The sequence below is a fragment of the Streptomyces sp. NPDC002499 genome, from assembly GCF_053595415.1.
In genome coordinates, this window is record NZ_JBSFXO010000006.1 from 118,865 (window position 1) to 133,490 (window position 14,626).

Consider the following 14,626-nt stretch of genomic DNA (forward strand, 5'->3'; position numbering starts at 1 on the left):
ACAGCGAGCCCGGCGCCGTAGACAGCGCCGGGCTCGTCGTGAAATGCCGTTGCTCGATCTTCGTACCGGACGACCGCCGGTTACTTGATCTTCGTGCCCGTGGACCGCAGGTTGCCGCAGGCCTCGGTGACGCGCTTGGCCATGCTGGCCTCGGCGAGCTTGCCCCAGGTGCGCGGGTCGTAGGTCTTCTTGGAGCCGACCTCGCCGTCGACCTTCAGGACACCGTCGTAGTTGCGGAACATGTGGTCCGCGACGGGACGCGTGAAGGCGTACTGGGTGTCGGTGTCGAGGTTCATCTTCACCACGCCGTTCTCCAGCGCGGTGGCGATCTCCTCCTCCGTGGAGCCGGAGCCGCCGTGGAAGACGAAGTTGAACGGCTTGCTGCCGGCCGGCTGACCGTACTTGGCGGCGACGCCCTCGTTCAGCTCCTTGAGCAGCTCGGGACGCAGGACGACGTTGCCCGGCTTGTACACGCCGTGCACGTTGCCGAAGGAGGCGGCCAGCAGGTAGCGGCCCTTCTCGCCCAGGCCGAGCGCCTCGACGGTACGGATCGCGTCCTCGACCGTGGTGTAGAGGGAGTCGTTGATCTCGTGCGAGACACCGTCCTCCTCGCCGCCGGTCGGGGTGATCTCGACCTCGAGGATGATCTTCGCGGCGGCGGCGCGGGCCAGCAGCTCCTGCGCGATGGCGAGGTTGTCGGCGAGGGTCTCGGCCGAGCCGTCCCACATGTGCGACTGGAACAGCGGGTTGCCGCCGGCCTTCACGCGCTCCTCGGAGACGGCGAGCAGCGGGCGTACGTACCCGTCGAGCTTGTCCTTGGGGCAGTGGTCGGTGTGCAGCGCGACGGTCACCGGGTACTTCTCGGCGACGATGTGCGCGAACTCGGCCAGCGCGACCGAGCCCGTCACCATCTCCTTGCTGTACTGGCCGCCCAGGAACTCGGCGCCACCCGTGGAGATCTGGACGATGCCGTCGCTCTCCGCGTCGGCGAAGCCGCGCAGCGCCGCGTGCAGGGTCTGGGTCGAGGTGACATTGATGGCCGGGTAGGCGAACTTGCCTGCCTTCGCCCGGTCGAGCATCTCGTTGTAGACCTCGGGGGTTGCGATGGGCATCTGTCCGCTCCTTGTATGTGCGGGTTGGCGTACTAGGTGCTACTGCGTCCTACGGCCCTGACCTAGACCTCGGGAGTGACGTCATCGTCGTGCCCATCTTTCCAGACGGGCGGCCCGGTCAGTCCAGGCCCAGGTCGTCCTTGGAGTACGCGTACAAGTACGGCACCCCCGCGCCCTTCTCGATCTTCTCCGCGGCGCCGGTCGCACGGTCCACGATCGTCACCACGGCCACGACCTCCGCACCCGCCTCACGCACCGCCTCGACGGCGGTCAGCGGGGAGTCGCCGGTGGTGGAGGTGTCCTCGACGACCACCACCCGCCGCCCCGCGATGTCGGGCCCCTCGACCCGCCGCTGCATCCCGTGCGCCTTGGCCGCCTTGCGTACGACGAAGGCGTCGACCCGCTTCCCCCGGGCGGCGGCCGCGTGCAGGATCGCGCCGGCGACCGGGTCGGCGCCCATGGTCAGCCCGCCCACCGCGTCGAAGTCCAGCTCGGCGGTCAGGTCGAGCAGCACCTGACCGACCAGCGGGGCGGCCTCGCCGTCGAGGGTGACGCGGCGGAGGTCGACGTAGTAGTCCGCCTCCAGCCCCGACGACAGAGTCACCTTGCCGTGCACCACGGCCTTGTCCTTGATCTGCTGCAGCAGCGCGCCACGTACGTCCGTCATACCGGCCAGCTTAGAGGCGGCGCCAGGCCCAGGTCATCGTGGCTTCCAGCGGCTCCAGCGGCGTGACGAGCCGGGGCAGGCTGTTCAGCCCGTCGGGCGGCCCGGTCTGCGGCTCCACGCAGACGGCGGCCTCCTGCTCGTCGTACACGACGACCCACTCCTCGGGGCTGGCCACCTTCAGCTCCAGCTCCCCCGGCCAGCTCAGCGTCACATCGACCCCGCCGGGCATCCCGAAGCAGTCGTCCCACGGCCCGGCCTTCGGCTCGATCCGCGTACCGGTGGGCAGGTGATCGTCCCCGCGCTCCTCCTGCCAGGCAGCCGAGAAGTCGACCTGGACGTCCTCGCCCCCCAGGTTCCGGTTGAACCACGGGTGCCAGCCGATCTGCGCCGGGAAGGAGGAGTCGTGCGCCTCCACGGCCATGGTCAGCGTGAGGGAGTCCGGCGTGAGGTCCAGCTGGTGGGTGACCCGTCCGGGCCAGGGCCAGGGCTCCACCAGGTCGTACGTGATGACGGCCGCGTCGGCGCTTCGGCGGGCCACGCGCCAGGCGCCGTCGCGCACGGTGCCGTGGATGGCGTGCGGCGGGGAGTTGAGGGGCATCTGGTGGACGGTGCCGCCGTTGCGGAACCGGCCGTCCCTGATCCGGCCGCACCAGGGCACCATCGGGAAACAGCCGAACCGCTCGCCCTGGCGCAGCAGTTCGACGCCTCCGACGCGAAGCCCGCCCACCCGGCCGCCGTTGCCCGGCTGCACGGTCACCTCCGCGTCGCCCGCGGTCAGCGTGATGTCTTCGTTGCTCACGGGATGACAGTACTGGGGTGGTGGGGCGGTGGTGCAGACCACTTGGAGTGTGCGCGGAGGTTGGGCGCGATCAGGACGGTCCGTGGCTCAGCGACGCTTGCGCAGGGCCCGGGTCACCACGATCGCCGACGCCACCGCGAGTGCCGCCGCCGGAGCCGCCCAACGGAGGGAGGAGCCGGGGGAGATGGTCTGCGGGGCCGGTACGGGGGCGTAGCGGCCGCGCGGCGGGGCATGGTCGACCTCCTCCGCGCTGCGGCCGATCATCGTGCGGCGCGCGTGCGCGGCTTCGGCGGGAGGGTCGGAGGGTTCCGCGTAGATCTCCGCGGGAATCGGGGCCGGGTCGGGGGTCGGGTCCGGGAGCAGGTCGTCGACCTCGGCCACCGGATCGAGCGCCGGTGGCGGGACCTCGGTGTCGAGGACGGACGGTTCGGGGGTCTCCTCCGGTGCCGCCACCGTCGTACCCAGGTTCTCCGCGAAGCGGTCCAGCAGCCGGGTCGCCGCCGCGGCCACGGAGTCCGCCGGCAGTTCCATCAGGCGGCCGTCGGCCGAGGCGGTGCCCTCGACGGCGAGGGTGGAGCCACCGTCGGCCTCCGACACCCGCAGGGTGAGGGCGAGTTTGACCGAGCCGGTGCCGCGCGCCTCGGTGGCGTCGCCCTCGGCGGTGTACGTGCCGTCGTCCTGCGCGGTGACGCGGACGGTGCCGCGGTAGGTGACGGAGTGGCTGCCGACGCGCACCTTCAGCCGGCCGCTGACGGGGGCCGCACCGGCGTCCTGCTGAAGTCCGGGAACCGCGCGGGCCACGCGTGCGGGGTCGGCGAGGGCGTCCCGCAGGTGGGCGGGCGGAACCGGAACGAACACCTCATGCTCCATGTGGGCCGAGGTTACCGGGGAGTGCGGAGCCTGGACCCACGTTGCCGCAAAAGTGCCACGAGCTCGTGTCGCCGTCGCCTTGGGGCTGCCGCCCGGCTGGGGGCTGCCGCCCCCAGACCCGCACAATCCAGCCCCTCCGGCGTTTGAGGAGCGGGGTCTGGGGCGGAGCCCCAGAAGGATGGGACGGGTAGGGGCGGCGGGGGCGAGGAAAATTCACTCCGCGTACCTGGGATCCACCAGCGTCGACGCCCGCACCCCCTCAACTCGCGTCCGTCCCACGGCTCGCGCATCCGCCGCCAGCCCACCCGCCGTCAACGTCCTCGGCCGCGGTGCCCCCGGATCCAGTCCGAGTCGCCGTGGAGCGACGGACGCCAGCACGAACCCCCAGTCCCGCGGCGCCGAAAACGCACCGCTCGCCGCCCGGTCGGGCCCCGCCGCGAACCCCGAGTCCCGCCCCCCGACCCGGTAGGGAACCGTCCGCAGCCCCGCGGAGCGCACCGTCGCGTCGACCGTCCAGAAGACGCGCGGCCGGCTGGCGACCGGCCCGGCGTGCACGACGAGCCGGCCGCCGTCGGCCATCGCCCGCCGCGCCAGGCCGTAGAACTCCTGCGAGTACAGCTTCGTGCTCGCGGTGATCCCCGGGTCGGGCAGATCGCAGATCACCACGTCGAAGGTCCCCGGCGGAGCCATCCGCAGCCAGCGGAAGGCGTCCTGGGTCGTCTCGTGGACGCGCGGGTCGGCGTAGACGTGGTCGTTGAGGCGGGCGAGCGCCGGGTCGGTGCGGGCCAACCGGACGACTCCGGCGTCGAGTTCGACGATGTCGACGCGTCGGACGCCGGGATGTTCGAGCACCTCGCGGGCGGCCAGTCCGTCGCCGCCGCCGAGGATGAGCACGCGTGCGTGGGGGCCGTTCATCGCGGGGTGGACCAGCGCCTCGTGGTACCGGCGTTCGTCGCGTCCGCTGACCCGGAGGCGGCCGTCGAGGAAGAGGTCGAGGGGGCGGCCGTGGGTGCCGCCGGTGAGGACGACCTCCTGGGTGCCGGTCTGCACCGCCACCCGGACGCCCTCGCCGTAGACCGCTTCCCGCGCGGCCCGTTCGAAGTCGTCGACCAGAACGGCGGCGGAGGCGAGGAGGCCGAGCACGGCGACGTTGGCGATCACCAGCAACCAGCGGGCGCGGCGCGTGAGATCGCGCCGGAACAGGCCGAGGACGAGGGCGCAGCCGGCGACCGCGTTGACCGTGCCGGTGATCAGTACGCCGGTCAACTGGCCCAGCAGGGGCAGGAGAAGGAAGGGAAAGGCCAGGCCGCCGACGAGCGCGCCGACGTAGTCCGCGGCGAACAGGTCCGCCACCGCGCCGCCCGCGTCCTGCCGCCGGACGCGCTGGATCAGCTCCATCAGCAGCGGGACCTCGGCGCCGATCAACAGGCCTATGGCGAGCGAGAAGGCGACCAGCAGCCAGCGCGGCCCGCTCGCCCACAGCCCGCCCCAGCCGCCGGTCCACGCGAACACGGCGTACAGGGCCATCGCACTGCACCCGCCGACCAGCGCGAGCGTCGCCTCGATCGCACCGAAGCCGGCCGCCGCATGCCAGCGCAGCTTCTTCGCGGCGAGCGAGCCGATGCCCATGGCGAACACCATGACGGACAGCACGACGGAGGCCTGGGTGACCGAGTCGCCGATCAAGTACGAGGCCAGCGCGACCAGTTCGAGTTCGTAGACGAGTCCGCAGGCCGCGCAGACGAAGACGCACGCGAGGACCAGGAACCGTCCGGTGCCCGGCCGCACCGGCAGCGGCGCGGGGCCGGGCCAGGAGGGCGGGGAGCCGGGCGGGGCCGGTGCGTGCGGTTCGATCACGACTGCGACGTTACGTCACAGCGGAGTCACGCTTCGTCACCCACACGTGTGGATCTGACGCCCCAAACGCCCGACACGAGGCGGAAATGCGTCAAACGCCGGACGGACTGAGCTGTGGCACCGGAATCCGCACGCCGACCCGGGTCCGGGTCGCCACCAACTGCCCGTCCTGCGGGTAGGCGTGCCAGGTCCGCCAGTGCACCTGGCCGCCCTGACGCTGGGCCAGCAGGGCGGTGAACGCGTGCGGGCTGCCGGGGAAGACGCCCGCCAGGCCGTTGGGATGGTCGGCGACCAGGGCGAGCAACTCCTGTGCGCGGCCCGCGAAGGAGCCCGGCGAGAGCAGTTCGACACGGGCCGCGAACTCGTACTCCCAGTCGCCCACCCGCTTGGCGACGCCCAGCGGCAGCGGGGTGCTGCTGCCGGGGATGCACGCCACCGTCTCCGAACAACTGCCCCGCTCCTCCTCCAGGAGCACCTGGTGGGACGCTCCGAGGAGTCTCAACTGCAGCTTCGCCCCGCCCAGTTCGAGATCGAGCGTGGCGAGGGCGGGGAGCGGCTCCCGCCCCAGGGCCCAGGCGAGGTCGGCCGCGCGCGTGTCTGTGTACGAGGTGTTCAGGGTCGTGAGCATGGATCGGCTCCGCTAGCACGCAAAGAAAAGGGAGGTGAGGAGGTGTGGTCCGGCGCACCCCGGTCGGTACCGGGAGATCGGCCCGGTCAACCCAGTCGGATCATCGGAAGGTGTGTGTGCAGGACGTCCGAGGGGCTGCGTTGGTGTTTTAGAGGGAATCATGAACGGTGGCGCCACCACAGCGTTTTTACCCAACTTCGTGGGGTTTCCATCCCTCAGAGGGCTCCACAGCTCAACTGTTCAACCACGGCGTGCGCCACGGCGGCCGTGGCGTGCGCCGGAGCGCCAAAGCGCCCGCGGGGCGTGGTGCCCGGCGGGCGCTCTACTGGAGTGACGGGTGGGACGTATGCCCGGTGACGACTTTCCCGGTGGAGCTCAGCTGCCCCGTGTCAGCTGCCTCCGCCGGTTCGGCCGCCTCCCGCGCATCCGCCCCCGCCGGATCAGCTGCCTCCTCCGCATCCGCCCCCGCCGCCACAGGACGAGCCGCCCCCGCAGGACGAACCGCCACCGCAGGAGTGACCACCCGAGTGCCCCCCGGAGTCACCGCCCGAGGACGACCCGCAGGACACCGCCCCGCCGCTGCTCCCGGCCGCCCCGCCGGCCCACCAGCTGTCGCCGGAGCCGCGGCGCCGGCCGCTGCGGCCCGCCAAAATGGTGCTCCTGGTCCGGCGTGCCTTCGCCACCACGACCAGCACGAACGCGATCACAACCGCTGCCACGATGAAGCCGATTGCCATGGCGCCACCGCCCTTCTGATTCGCCTGAAGCAGCCCCCCGTGGGCGCCTCGCGTCTTGCGTGAACGGGGGATGCCCTCCCACGCGACCGGCCAAAGCAGAGTTGAGGAACTCCAGAGCTTCGGCGCAGGATGACCGGCATGACCTCCAGCAGCCGCCCGCTCCTCAACCGCCGTCTCGCCGAGTTCGGGACGACGATCTTCGCCGAGATGTCCGCGCTCGCCGTGCGGACGGGCGCGATCAACCTGGGCCAGGGTTTCCCCGACACCGACGGCCCCGAAGAGGTCCGGGAGGCGGCCGTACGGGCGCTGCGCGACGGCCGCGGCAACCAGTACCCGCCGGGCCCGGGCGTCCCCGAACTGCGCACCGCGATCGCCGCCCACCAGCAGCGCCTGTACGGCCTGACCCACGACCCCGACACCGAGGTCCTGGTCACGGCCGGCGCCACCGAGGCCATCGCCGCCGCCCTGCTGGCGCTGCTGGAACCCGGCGACGAGGTGATCGCCCTCGAGCCGTACTACGACTCGTACGCGGCGTGCATCGCGATGGCGGGCGGCACGCGCGTACCGGTCACCCTGCGCCCGCACGAGGGCACGCACGACGGAATCGCGGATCGACGCTTCCGTCTCGACCTGGACGAGCTGCGCGCCGCCGTCACCGACCGCACCCGCCTCCTCCTGATCAACACCCCGCACAACCCCACCGGCACGGTCCTCACCCGCGAGGAACTCACCGCGATCGCCGAACTGGCCGTCGAGCGCGACCTGCTGGTCGTCACCGACGAGGTCTACGAGCACCTGGTCTTCGACGACGCCGAGCACATCCCGCTCGCGACCTTCCCCGGCATGCGGGAGCGCACGGTCACCATCGGCTCGGCCGGCAAGACCTTCTCCTTCACCGGCTGGAAGGTGGGCTGGGTGACGGCCGCGCCGGAGCTGGTCTCGGCGGTCCGCTCGGCGAAGCAGTTCCTGACGTACGTGGCGTCCGGGCCCTTCCAGTACGCGGTGGCGGAGGCGCTGGCCCTGCCCGACTCCTACTTCGCCGGGTTCCGCGCGGACATGCTGGCCAAGCGGGACCTGCTGGCGGCGGGTCTGACGGACGCGGGCTTCGAGGTCTTCAAGCCCGCCGGCACGTACTTCGTCACCACCGACATCCGCCCCCTCGGCGCGGAGCTGTCCCACGACGGCGACGGCTTCGCCTTCTGCCGCGCACTCCCGGAACGGGCCGGCGTCGTCGCCATCCCGAACGCGGTCTTCTACGACCACCGGGAGGCGGGCGCGCCATTCGTGCGGTTCGCGTTCTGCAAGCGCACCGGGGTACTGGAGGAGGCCGTGAGCCGCCTGAAGTCACTGGCGTGAAGTCGCCGGTGTGAGGTCGCCGGTGTCGGGTCGCGGACGTGAAATCGCCGACGAGGACCTCTCGCCGGTGTGAAGTCCTCCGCGAGAGATCCCCGGCGCGAAGTCACGCCGCCACGCCGAGCGGAGCGAATCCGTACCCGCCCGGCCGCGCAATGCTCGCCTGCGCCCGTTTCACCCGGCAATGTGCCGGTGTGACCCACGCCAGTACCCTCGCGCCCCGCCCTGTCACGGAGCCCGGCACCCACACCCGTACCCGCCCCTCCACGGCGGCGGCCCTCGGCGGCGCCCTGGGTCTGTTCGCCGCCGCACGCCTGCTGGGCGTCGCCGCGCTGGCCCTGACGGCCTGGGCGACCGACCGGCACTGGCCGGCGCTCCTGGGCCACTCCTGGGACTCCCGCTGGTACCTGGGGATCGCGGCGCACGGCTACGGCCGGACCCTGTACTTCCAGCCCGACGTCGTCCACAGCGACCTGGCGTTCTTCCCGCTCTACCCGGCCCTGGTCCGCGCGGTGACCGCGCTCAGCCCGCTGAGCGGAGTCACGGCGGGCCTGCTCGTGTCCTGGCTGGCGGCGGCGGTCGCGGCCTGCGGTCTCTACGCGCTCGGCAACCGCCTGCACGGCCGCGCGGTGGCCACGGCCCTCGTCCTGCTCTGGGGCCTGCTCCCGCACTCGATCGTGCTGTCCATGGCGTACACGGAACCGGTGCTGACGGCTTTCGCCGCCTGGGCGCTGTACGCGGTGCTGGACGGACGGTGGGTCTGGGCGGGCACACTGGCGGCCCTGGCGGGTCTGGCCCGGCCCAACGGATTCGCGGTCGCGGCGGCGGTACTCGTGGCGGCGGCGTACGAGATCCTTCGGGCGCGCGGCAAAGTTGTCCACAGGCTGTGGACGGGCGCGCTGCTCGCGCCGAGCGGCTGGGCCGCGTACATCCTGTGGGTCGGCCACCGCAAGGGTGACCTGCTGGGCGGCTACTTCGAGGTGCAGCGCCTGTGGGGTTCCAGGTTCGACTTCGGCAGGGGCTCGCTCGTCTTCGCCAAACACCTGCTCCTGCACGGCGACCGCTTCGTGTTCCCGATGACGATGATGATCGTGGCCGTGTCGGTCGTCCTGTACGCGCTGCTGCTGACGGACCGGGCCCCGCTCCCCCTGCTCGTCTACACGGGCGTACTGCTCCTGATCACACTCGGCGGCTCGGGCTTCTTCGAATCGAAGCCGAGGTTCCTGCTCCCGGCGTTCCCCCTCCTGCTCCCCCTCGCCCGGGCCCTGGTCCGCACGGCGAGAGCCCGGCCCTGGCACGCGACCGTGGTGGTCGGCGCCCTGGCCGGGCTCTCGTTCGGCTACGGGGCGTATCTCGTGGTGATCGCGAACACGCCGCTGTAAGGACCGCGGACCGCATCAGGACAACGTACGAAGTACGGAGTACGGCGCACCGAGTACGAAGGACCGGGGACTACTCCCCGTCCTCGTCCTCGCCCTTCTCCTCCGCCTCGTTGACCTCCTGCTCGAGGCCGAGCTGCTCGACGAGCCACTTGTCGAACTCGATGGCCGCGCGCACCCAGCTGACCGTCGAGGAGACGAAGTGCTCCAGGCTGACGCCGGTGCCGATCAGCATCTGCGCCTCGCCGATCAGCCGGACGGTGCCGTCGTCATGCGTGTGCGTGTACACCTTGGGCCACAGGGTGCGGCGGTTCCAGTCGTCGATGGACTCCAGCAGCAGCGGCTTCTCGTCGATCTGGTGGGGCCGGTCGTAGAACGTCCGCACCGAGAAGACGGCCTGGTCGTCCTCGCCACGGAACATGAAGTACGTACGGAACTGCTCCCACGGCGCTGCGAGGTCTCCCTCGTCGTCGACGACATACTTCAGCTCCATCTGTTCGAGGAGCTGCTTCACGAGGTCCTGATCCGGGACAACGGGGCCCGCCGGCCCTTGGGGCTGCGGCTCGGGCTGGCCCCCGAAGTTCGGAATCGAGGACGGGTCGATGGTCACCGTGAATTTCCCTTCATATGGATGCCGTCATCCTCCCTCATGCGGGGAGGGGGGTGGCAAGCCCGACGGCCGGAAACTCACCACCCCCTGGTCAGCGCGTGAAAGTCACAGCGTCTTGCCCGTGGCCCGCCCCACGATCAGCCCCTCGCCGAACGTGTCCACCCGTACCGTGTCGCCGTCCTTGATCTCGCCGGAGAGGATCTCCTTGGCGAGGCGGTCGCCGATGGCGGTCTGGACGAGGCGGCGGAGGGGGCGTGCGCCGTACGCCGGGTCGTTGCCCTCTTCCGCGAGCCAGGTCAGGGCGTCCTCGCTGACCTCCAGGGTGAGGCGGCGTTCGGCCAGGCGCTTGGCGAGGCGGTCGATCTGGAGGCGGGCGATGCGGGCCAGCTCGTCCTTGGCGAGGGCCGAGAAGACGACCAGGTCGTCCAGACGGTTCAGGAACTCCGGCTTGAAGGAGGCCCGGACCACATCCATGACCTGGGACTTCTTCTCCGCCTCGCTCGTCATCGGGTCCACCAGGAACTGGCTGCCCAGGTTCGAGGTGAGGACCAGGATCACGTTGCGGAAGTCGACCGTGCGGCCCTGGCCGTCGGTGAGGCGGCCGTCGTCCAGTACCTGGAGGAGGATGTCGAAGACCTCCGGGTGCGCCTTCTCCACCTCGTCCAGCAGCACCACGCTGTACGGGCGGCGCCGCACCGCCTCCGTCAGCTGGCCGCCCTCCTCGTAGCCGACGTAGCCGGGCGGGGCGCCGACCAGGCGGGCCACGCTGTGCTTCTCGCCGTACTCCGACATGTCGATGCGGACCATCGCCCGCTCGTCGTCGAAGAGGAAGTCGGCCAGGGCTTTGGCGAGTTCGGTCTTGCCCACGCCTGTCGGGCCGAGGAAGAGGAACGAGCCGGTGGGGCGGTCGGGATCCGCGATGCCCGCCCTCGTGCGCCGTACCGCGTCCGACACCGCCTGTACCGCCTCGCGCTGGCCGATCAGGCGCTTGCCCAGCTCGTCCTCCATGCGCAGCAGCTTCTGCGTCTCGCCCTCCATGAGGCGTCCCGCGGGGATGCCGGTCCAGGCGGCGACGACGTCCGCGATGTCGTCGGAGCCGACCTCGTCCTTGACCATGGTGTCCCGGGAGGCCTCCACCTCGGCCTCCGAGGCGGCTTCCAAGTCCCGCTCCAGGGTGGGGATCTCGCCGTACAGCAGCTTGGACGCGGTGTCGAAGTCGCCGTCGCGCTGGGCCCGTTCGGCCTGGCCGCGCAACTCGTCGAGCTTCTCCTTGAGTTCGCCGACGCGGTTGAGGGACTGCTTCTCCTTCTCCCAGCGCGCGGTCAGCCCCCGCAGCTCCTCCTCCTTGTCGGCGAGGTCGCGGCGCAGCTTCTCCAGGCGGTCCCGGGAGGCCGGGTCGGTCTCCTTCTCCAGCGCCAGCTCCTCCATCTTCAACCGGTCGACCACACGCTGGAGTTCGTCGATCTCGACGGGGGACGAGTCGATCTCCATGCGGAGGCGGGAGGCCGCCTCGTCGACCAGGTCGATCGCCTTGTCCGGAAGGAAGCGGGAGGTGATGTAGCGGTCCGAGAGGGTGGCTGCCGCGACCAGCGTGCTGTCCGCGATCTGCACCTTGTGGTGGGCCTCGTAGCGGCCCTTGAGCCCGCGCAGGATCGCGATCGTGTCCTCGACCGACGGCTCCGCGACCAGCACCTGCTGGAAGCGGCGCTCCAACGCCGGGTCCTTCTCGATGCGTTCGCGGTACTCGTCCAGCGTCGTCGCGCCGACCATGCGCAGTTCACCGCGCGCGAGCATCGGCTTCAGCATGTTGCCGGCGTCCATGGCGGAGTCCCCGCCCGCGCCGGCGCCCACGACGGTGTGCAACTCGTCGATGAACGTGATGATCTGGCCGTCGGAGTCCTTGATCTCCGCCAGCACCGTCTTGAGCCGCTCCTCGAACTCGCCGCGGTACTTGGCGCCGGCGACCATCGCGCCCAGGTCGAGGGCGACCAGTCGCTTGTTCTTGAGGGACTCGGGCACATCGCCCTTGACGATCCGCTGGGCGAGCCCCTCGACGACGGCGGTCTTGCCGACGCCGGGCTCACCGATCAGGACCGGGTTGTTCTTCGTACGACGGGACAGCACCTGCACGACCCGCCGGATCTCCTGGTCGCGTCCGATGACGGGGTCGAGCTTCCCCTCCCGCGCGGCCGCGGTGAAGTCGGTGCCGAACTTCTCCAGCGCCTTGTACTGGCCCTCCGGGTCAGCCGTGGTCACCCGGCGCCCTCCCCTCGCCTTCTGGAAGGCCTCCTGCAGCTTCTTCGCGGTGGCCCCCTGCCCGGACAGTACGTCACCGGCCGCGCCGCCCTTCGCGGCGATCCCGATGAGCAGGTGCTCCGTGGACAGGTACTCGTCGCCGAGCTCCTTGGCCCGCTCGGCCGCGTCCGCGATGACCGCGAGCAGCTCCCGGTTGGGCTGCGGCGGCGCAACCGTGGAACCGGTCACGCTGGGCAGCGCGCCCAGCAGCTTCTCCGCGCCGGCCCGGACGGCGGCCTGGTCGGCCTCGACGGCGGCGAGCAGGTCGGTGATGTTCTCGTTCTCCTGCCCCTGGAGCAGCGCGAGGAGCAGGTGGGCGGGGGTGAGGTCGGAATGCGCCTCGGTCACGGCCCGGTTGCTGGCCGCGTTGATCGCGTCCCGGCTCCGGTTGGTCAGCTCTGCGTCCACGTTCGCGCTCTCCTCCTTGCGAGTCTCCCTGGCTGACTCAGTCAGCGTGCACAAAGTTGAGTCTATTCCACTCAAGGCGGCGGGGACACAAAAACGCCCCCGCACAGGCGGAGGCGTCGGCTGTTTTCGGCCACAAACTGCAGCGGCGTCACCGTGTTCAGGTCACGGTGACGCCGCTGCGGGGGGAAGCACCTGCGCGATCTGTTACGACGGGGGAATCGCGTCAGGCACTGCGGGGGGTGGCTGAGATGGTCCGTAGGTTGGGGGCTTCCGGTTCCACCAGCCGATGGTCTCGCTGATCAAGGTTCACAAAGATCATTCCGTACCGAATCGCACATCGCACAGGCTGCGGCGCCCCCCGAGGCCGCCGCAGACACCGATAGGCCCGTACGTCCTCGTCCTCGTCCCGCGTCACGACGACCGGCTCTCCGAAGACGGTCACCATCAGCGAGTCCCCGGGGTGCGGGATCGCGGTGACCAGATCGATGAAGTGCCAGCCGGAGCGGTAGGCCGTGGCCATTTCGCGACGGAAGGACCGGTCGTCGGGTGGAGTGGTCATGACTCGGCGACCCACGTGCTGTCGCTCGGAGCCACCCAGGTGCTGTCGTCCGGGGCGTCGGACGCCGTGACGATCCAGGTGCTGTCGCCGACGCCGGCGGCAGTCACATTGGTCGTACGCCAGGTACTGTCGCCCGCCTTGGCACTGTCGGTACCCGCAGACCCGCTCAGCGCCCCGAAAATCACAGCGGCGGAGAAGGCGGCGACTAGCGCCGAGCGAAGCATTCTCTTATGCATAGTCGGCTTCGTCCTCATTTGAAGGTCACCTCTCCCCCGTCCGAATACGACGATGGCCCATTCCGGCACGTCATGGCCACACAATCGATGCATCATGTTCCTGCACGTTCAGGACCCTGGGGGGTGGAGATTTGACAATAAATGAGACTAAGCGGACACATCCTCACGGGCTGACCGACCTGTGTGCGGAAGGGCGACGCCTCTACGGGAACGCTCTCCGGACGGGACGGGTTGCCCGTACGGATGTGGAACCCGCACCCTGTTTGATGGAGTTCGCCCTCCTTCATCCCGATCCTGACGACCCGAACTGGCTACGCCCGGTACCTCCTTCGATTGCCCTCGCCCAGCGGCTCAACCCGATCGAGAGCGAGATCACCCAGCGGCGGCGCATGTCGATCGAGCTCGCAGACGCTTTCGAGCCGTTCATGACGCTCAGCGCCCAGTCCACGGCGACCACGCACTCCATCACGGTCCTTGAGGGACTCGACCGGATCAACGCGGCGCTCGATCTGGCCACCGCCCAGTGCCAGACCGAGATGCTCACCGTGCAGCCGAGCCGGCGCCGCCTCGAACACACCCTCGCCCAGGGCCTGAACCGCGACCGGCCGCTGATCGAACGCGGCTGCCGCATCCGCACCCTCTACCAGCACCCGGCCCGCTACAGCCCCGAGACGCTCGCCTACGTCGCCCAGTTCACCGACGGCAAGGTCGAGTACCGGACGATCGACGAACTCGTCGAGCGGCTGATCATCTGCGACGAGACCGTGGCCTTCATCCCGACCCGCGACGACGGGGAGATCGCCCTCGAACTCCGGCATCCGGGACTGGTCCGCTACCTGATCAAGGTCTTCGAGTTCATGTGGAACCGCGCGGTCCCGCTGAGCGCCGGCGCACCGTACGAGACCGCCCCCGACGGCATCACCGAGATCCAGCACTCGATCGCCAAGCTCCTCATCGAGGGCCACGTCGACGAGGCGATCGCCCGGCGCCTGGGCATGAACGTGCGCACCTGCCGCGCCCACATCGCCAAACTCGCGACGGCGCTGGGCAGCGGCAGCCGCGCCCAGCTCGGGTTCCTCATCGCCCAGTCCGGGATCCTGAAGCAGGAGCCCTGAC

Annotated in this window: 12 protein-coding genes; 3 read left to right on the forward strand and 9 right to left on the reverse strand. The window is 70.5% G+C overall.

What is annotated here, in order from left to right; genetic code table 11:
* Positions 1 to 80: 80 nt before the first annotated feature.
* The 6 genes from fbaA to ACWD5F_RS17740 form a co-directional block, all read right to left on the reverse strand.
* On the reverse strand, positions 81 to 1,112 hold the full coding sequence (fbaA, locus tag ACWD5F_RS17715) for a class II fructose-bisphosphate aldolase (RefSeq protein ID WP_401719312.1): 1,032 nt from the start codon (positions 1,110 to 1,112) through the stop codon (positions 81 to 83).
* 118 nt (positions 1,113 to 1,230) lie between these two features.
* Positions 1,231 to 1,779 carry an orotate phosphoribosyltransferase gene (pyrE, locus tag ACWD5F_RS17720; protein WP_401719315.1) on the reverse strand — a complete coding sequence of 183 codons (549 nt, stop codon included), beginning with the start codon at positions 1,777 to 1,779 and terminating at the stop codon, positions 1,231 to 1,233.
* A 10-nt stretch (positions 1,780 to 1,789) separates the two neighbouring features.
* On the reverse strand, positions 1,790 to 2,578 hold the full coding sequence (locus ACWD5F_RS17725; RefSeq protein WP_451255280.1) for an aldose epimerase family protein: 789 nt from the start codon (positions 2,576 to 2,578) through the stop codon (positions 1,790 to 1,792).
* Between the two features lie 87 nt (positions 2,579 to 2,665).
* Positions 2,666 to 3,448, reverse strand: coding sequence for an SRPBCC family protein (locus ACWD5F_RS17730; RefSeq protein WP_451255282.1), 783 nt, complete (start codon positions 3,446 to 3,448; stop codon positions 2,666 to 2,668).
* A 213-nt stretch (positions 3,449 to 3,661) separates the two neighbouring features.
* Entirely contained in the window at positions 3,662 to 5,305 is a 1,644-nt protein-coding gene (locus ACWD5F_RS17735; protein WP_451255284.1) for a polyamine aminopropyltransferase, read from the reverse strand.
* Positions 5,306 to 5,396: 91 nt separating this feature from the next.
* Entirely contained in the window at positions 5,397 to 5,933 is a 537-nt protein-coding gene (locus ACWD5F_RS17740; RefSeq protein WP_401719324.1) for a DUF2617 family protein, read from the reverse strand.
* Positions 5,934 to 6,799: 866 nt separating this feature from the next.
* On the opposite strand from ACWD5F_RS17740, the gene ACWD5F_RS17745 reads away from it, so the two are divergent.
* The gene (locus tag ACWD5F_RS17745) at positions 6,800 to 8,026 is read left to right on the forward strand and encodes a pyridoxal phosphate-dependent aminotransferase (protein WP_451255286.1); all 1,227 of its coding nucleotides are present in this window, start codon (positions 6,800 to 6,802) and stop codon (positions 8,024 to 8,026) included.
* Between the two features lie 191 nt (positions 8,027 to 8,217).
* Positions 8,218 to 9,405: a mannosyltransferase family protein gene (locus ACWD5F_RS17750; RefSeq protein WP_451255288.1), complete on the forward strand. Its 1,188-nt coding sequence runs from the start codon at positions 8,218 to 8,220 to the stop codon at positions 9,403 to 9,405.
* A gap of 70 nt (positions 9,406 to 9,475) precedes the next feature.
* Here the strand turns inward: ACWD5F_RS17750 and ACWD5F_RS17755 are convergent, their stop codons facing one another.
* The 3 genes from ACWD5F_RS17755 to ACWD5F_RS17765 all read right to left on the reverse strand — a co-directional run bounded on the left by ACWD5F_RS17755 (position 9,476) and on the right by ACWD5F_RS17765 (position 13,274).
* Positions 9,476 to 10,012 (reverse strand): type III secretion system chaperone family protein, encoded by a 537-nt coding sequence (locus ACWD5F_RS17755; RefSeq protein ID WP_123998757.1) that lies wholly within the window; start codon positions 10,010 to 10,012, stop codon positions 9,476 to 9,478.
* A gap of 105 nt (positions 10,013 to 10,117) precedes the next feature.
* Positions 10,118 to 12,715 (reverse strand): ATP-dependent chaperone ClpB, encoded by a 2,598-nt coding sequence (clpB, locus tag ACWD5F_RS17760; protein WP_451255291.1) that lies wholly within the window; start codon positions 12,713 to 12,715, stop codon positions 10,118 to 10,120.
* A gap of 223 nt (positions 12,716 to 12,938) precedes the next feature.
* On the reverse strand, positions 12,939 to 13,274 hold the full coding sequence (locus ACWD5F_RS17765) for a Rieske (2Fe-2S) protein (protein WP_123998759.1): 336 nt from the start codon (positions 13,272 to 13,274) through the stop codon (positions 12,939 to 12,941).
* Positions 13,275 to 13,680: 406 nt separating this feature from the next.
* Here ACWD5F_RS17765 and ACWD5F_RS17770 point away from each other — a divergent pair, with 406 nt between their 5' ends.
* Complete coding sequence (locus ACWD5F_RS17770) at positions 13,681 to 14,625, forward strand: helix-turn-helix transcriptional regulator (RefSeq protein WP_451255964.1); 945 nt, start codon at positions 13,681 to 13,683, stop codon at positions 14,623 to 14,625.
* The last annotated feature ends 1 nt before the right edge of the window (position 14,626 follow it).

What these genes read in the sequence shown, in the direction of transcription:
- fbaA (WP_401719312.1), bottom strand. Translation starts at nt 1,112, where the DNA reads ATGCCCATCGCAACCCCCGAGGTCTACAACGAGATGCTCGACCGGGCG.
- pyrE (WP_401719315.1), bottom strand. Translation starts at nt 1,779, where the DNA reads ATGACGGACGTACGTGGCGCGCTGCTGCAGCAGATCAAGGACAAGGCC.
- ACWD5F_RS17730 (WP_451255282.1), bottom strand. Translation starts at nt 3,448, where the DNA reads ATGGAGCATGAGGTGTTCGTTCCGGTTCCGCCCGCCCACCTGCGGGAC.
- ACWD5F_RS17740 (WP_401719324.1), bottom strand. Translation starts at nt 5,933, where the DNA reads ATGCTCACGACCCTGAACACCTCGTACACAGACACGCGCGCGGCCGAC.
- ACWD5F_RS17745 (WP_451255286.1), top strand. Translation starts at nt 6,800, where the DNA reads ATGACCGGCATGACCTCCAGCAGCCGCCCGCTCCTCAACCGCCGTCTC.
- ACWD5F_RS17765 (WP_123998759.1), bottom strand. Translation starts at nt 13,274, where the DNA reads ATGACCACTCCACCCGACGACCGGTCCTTCCGTCGCGAAATGGCCACG.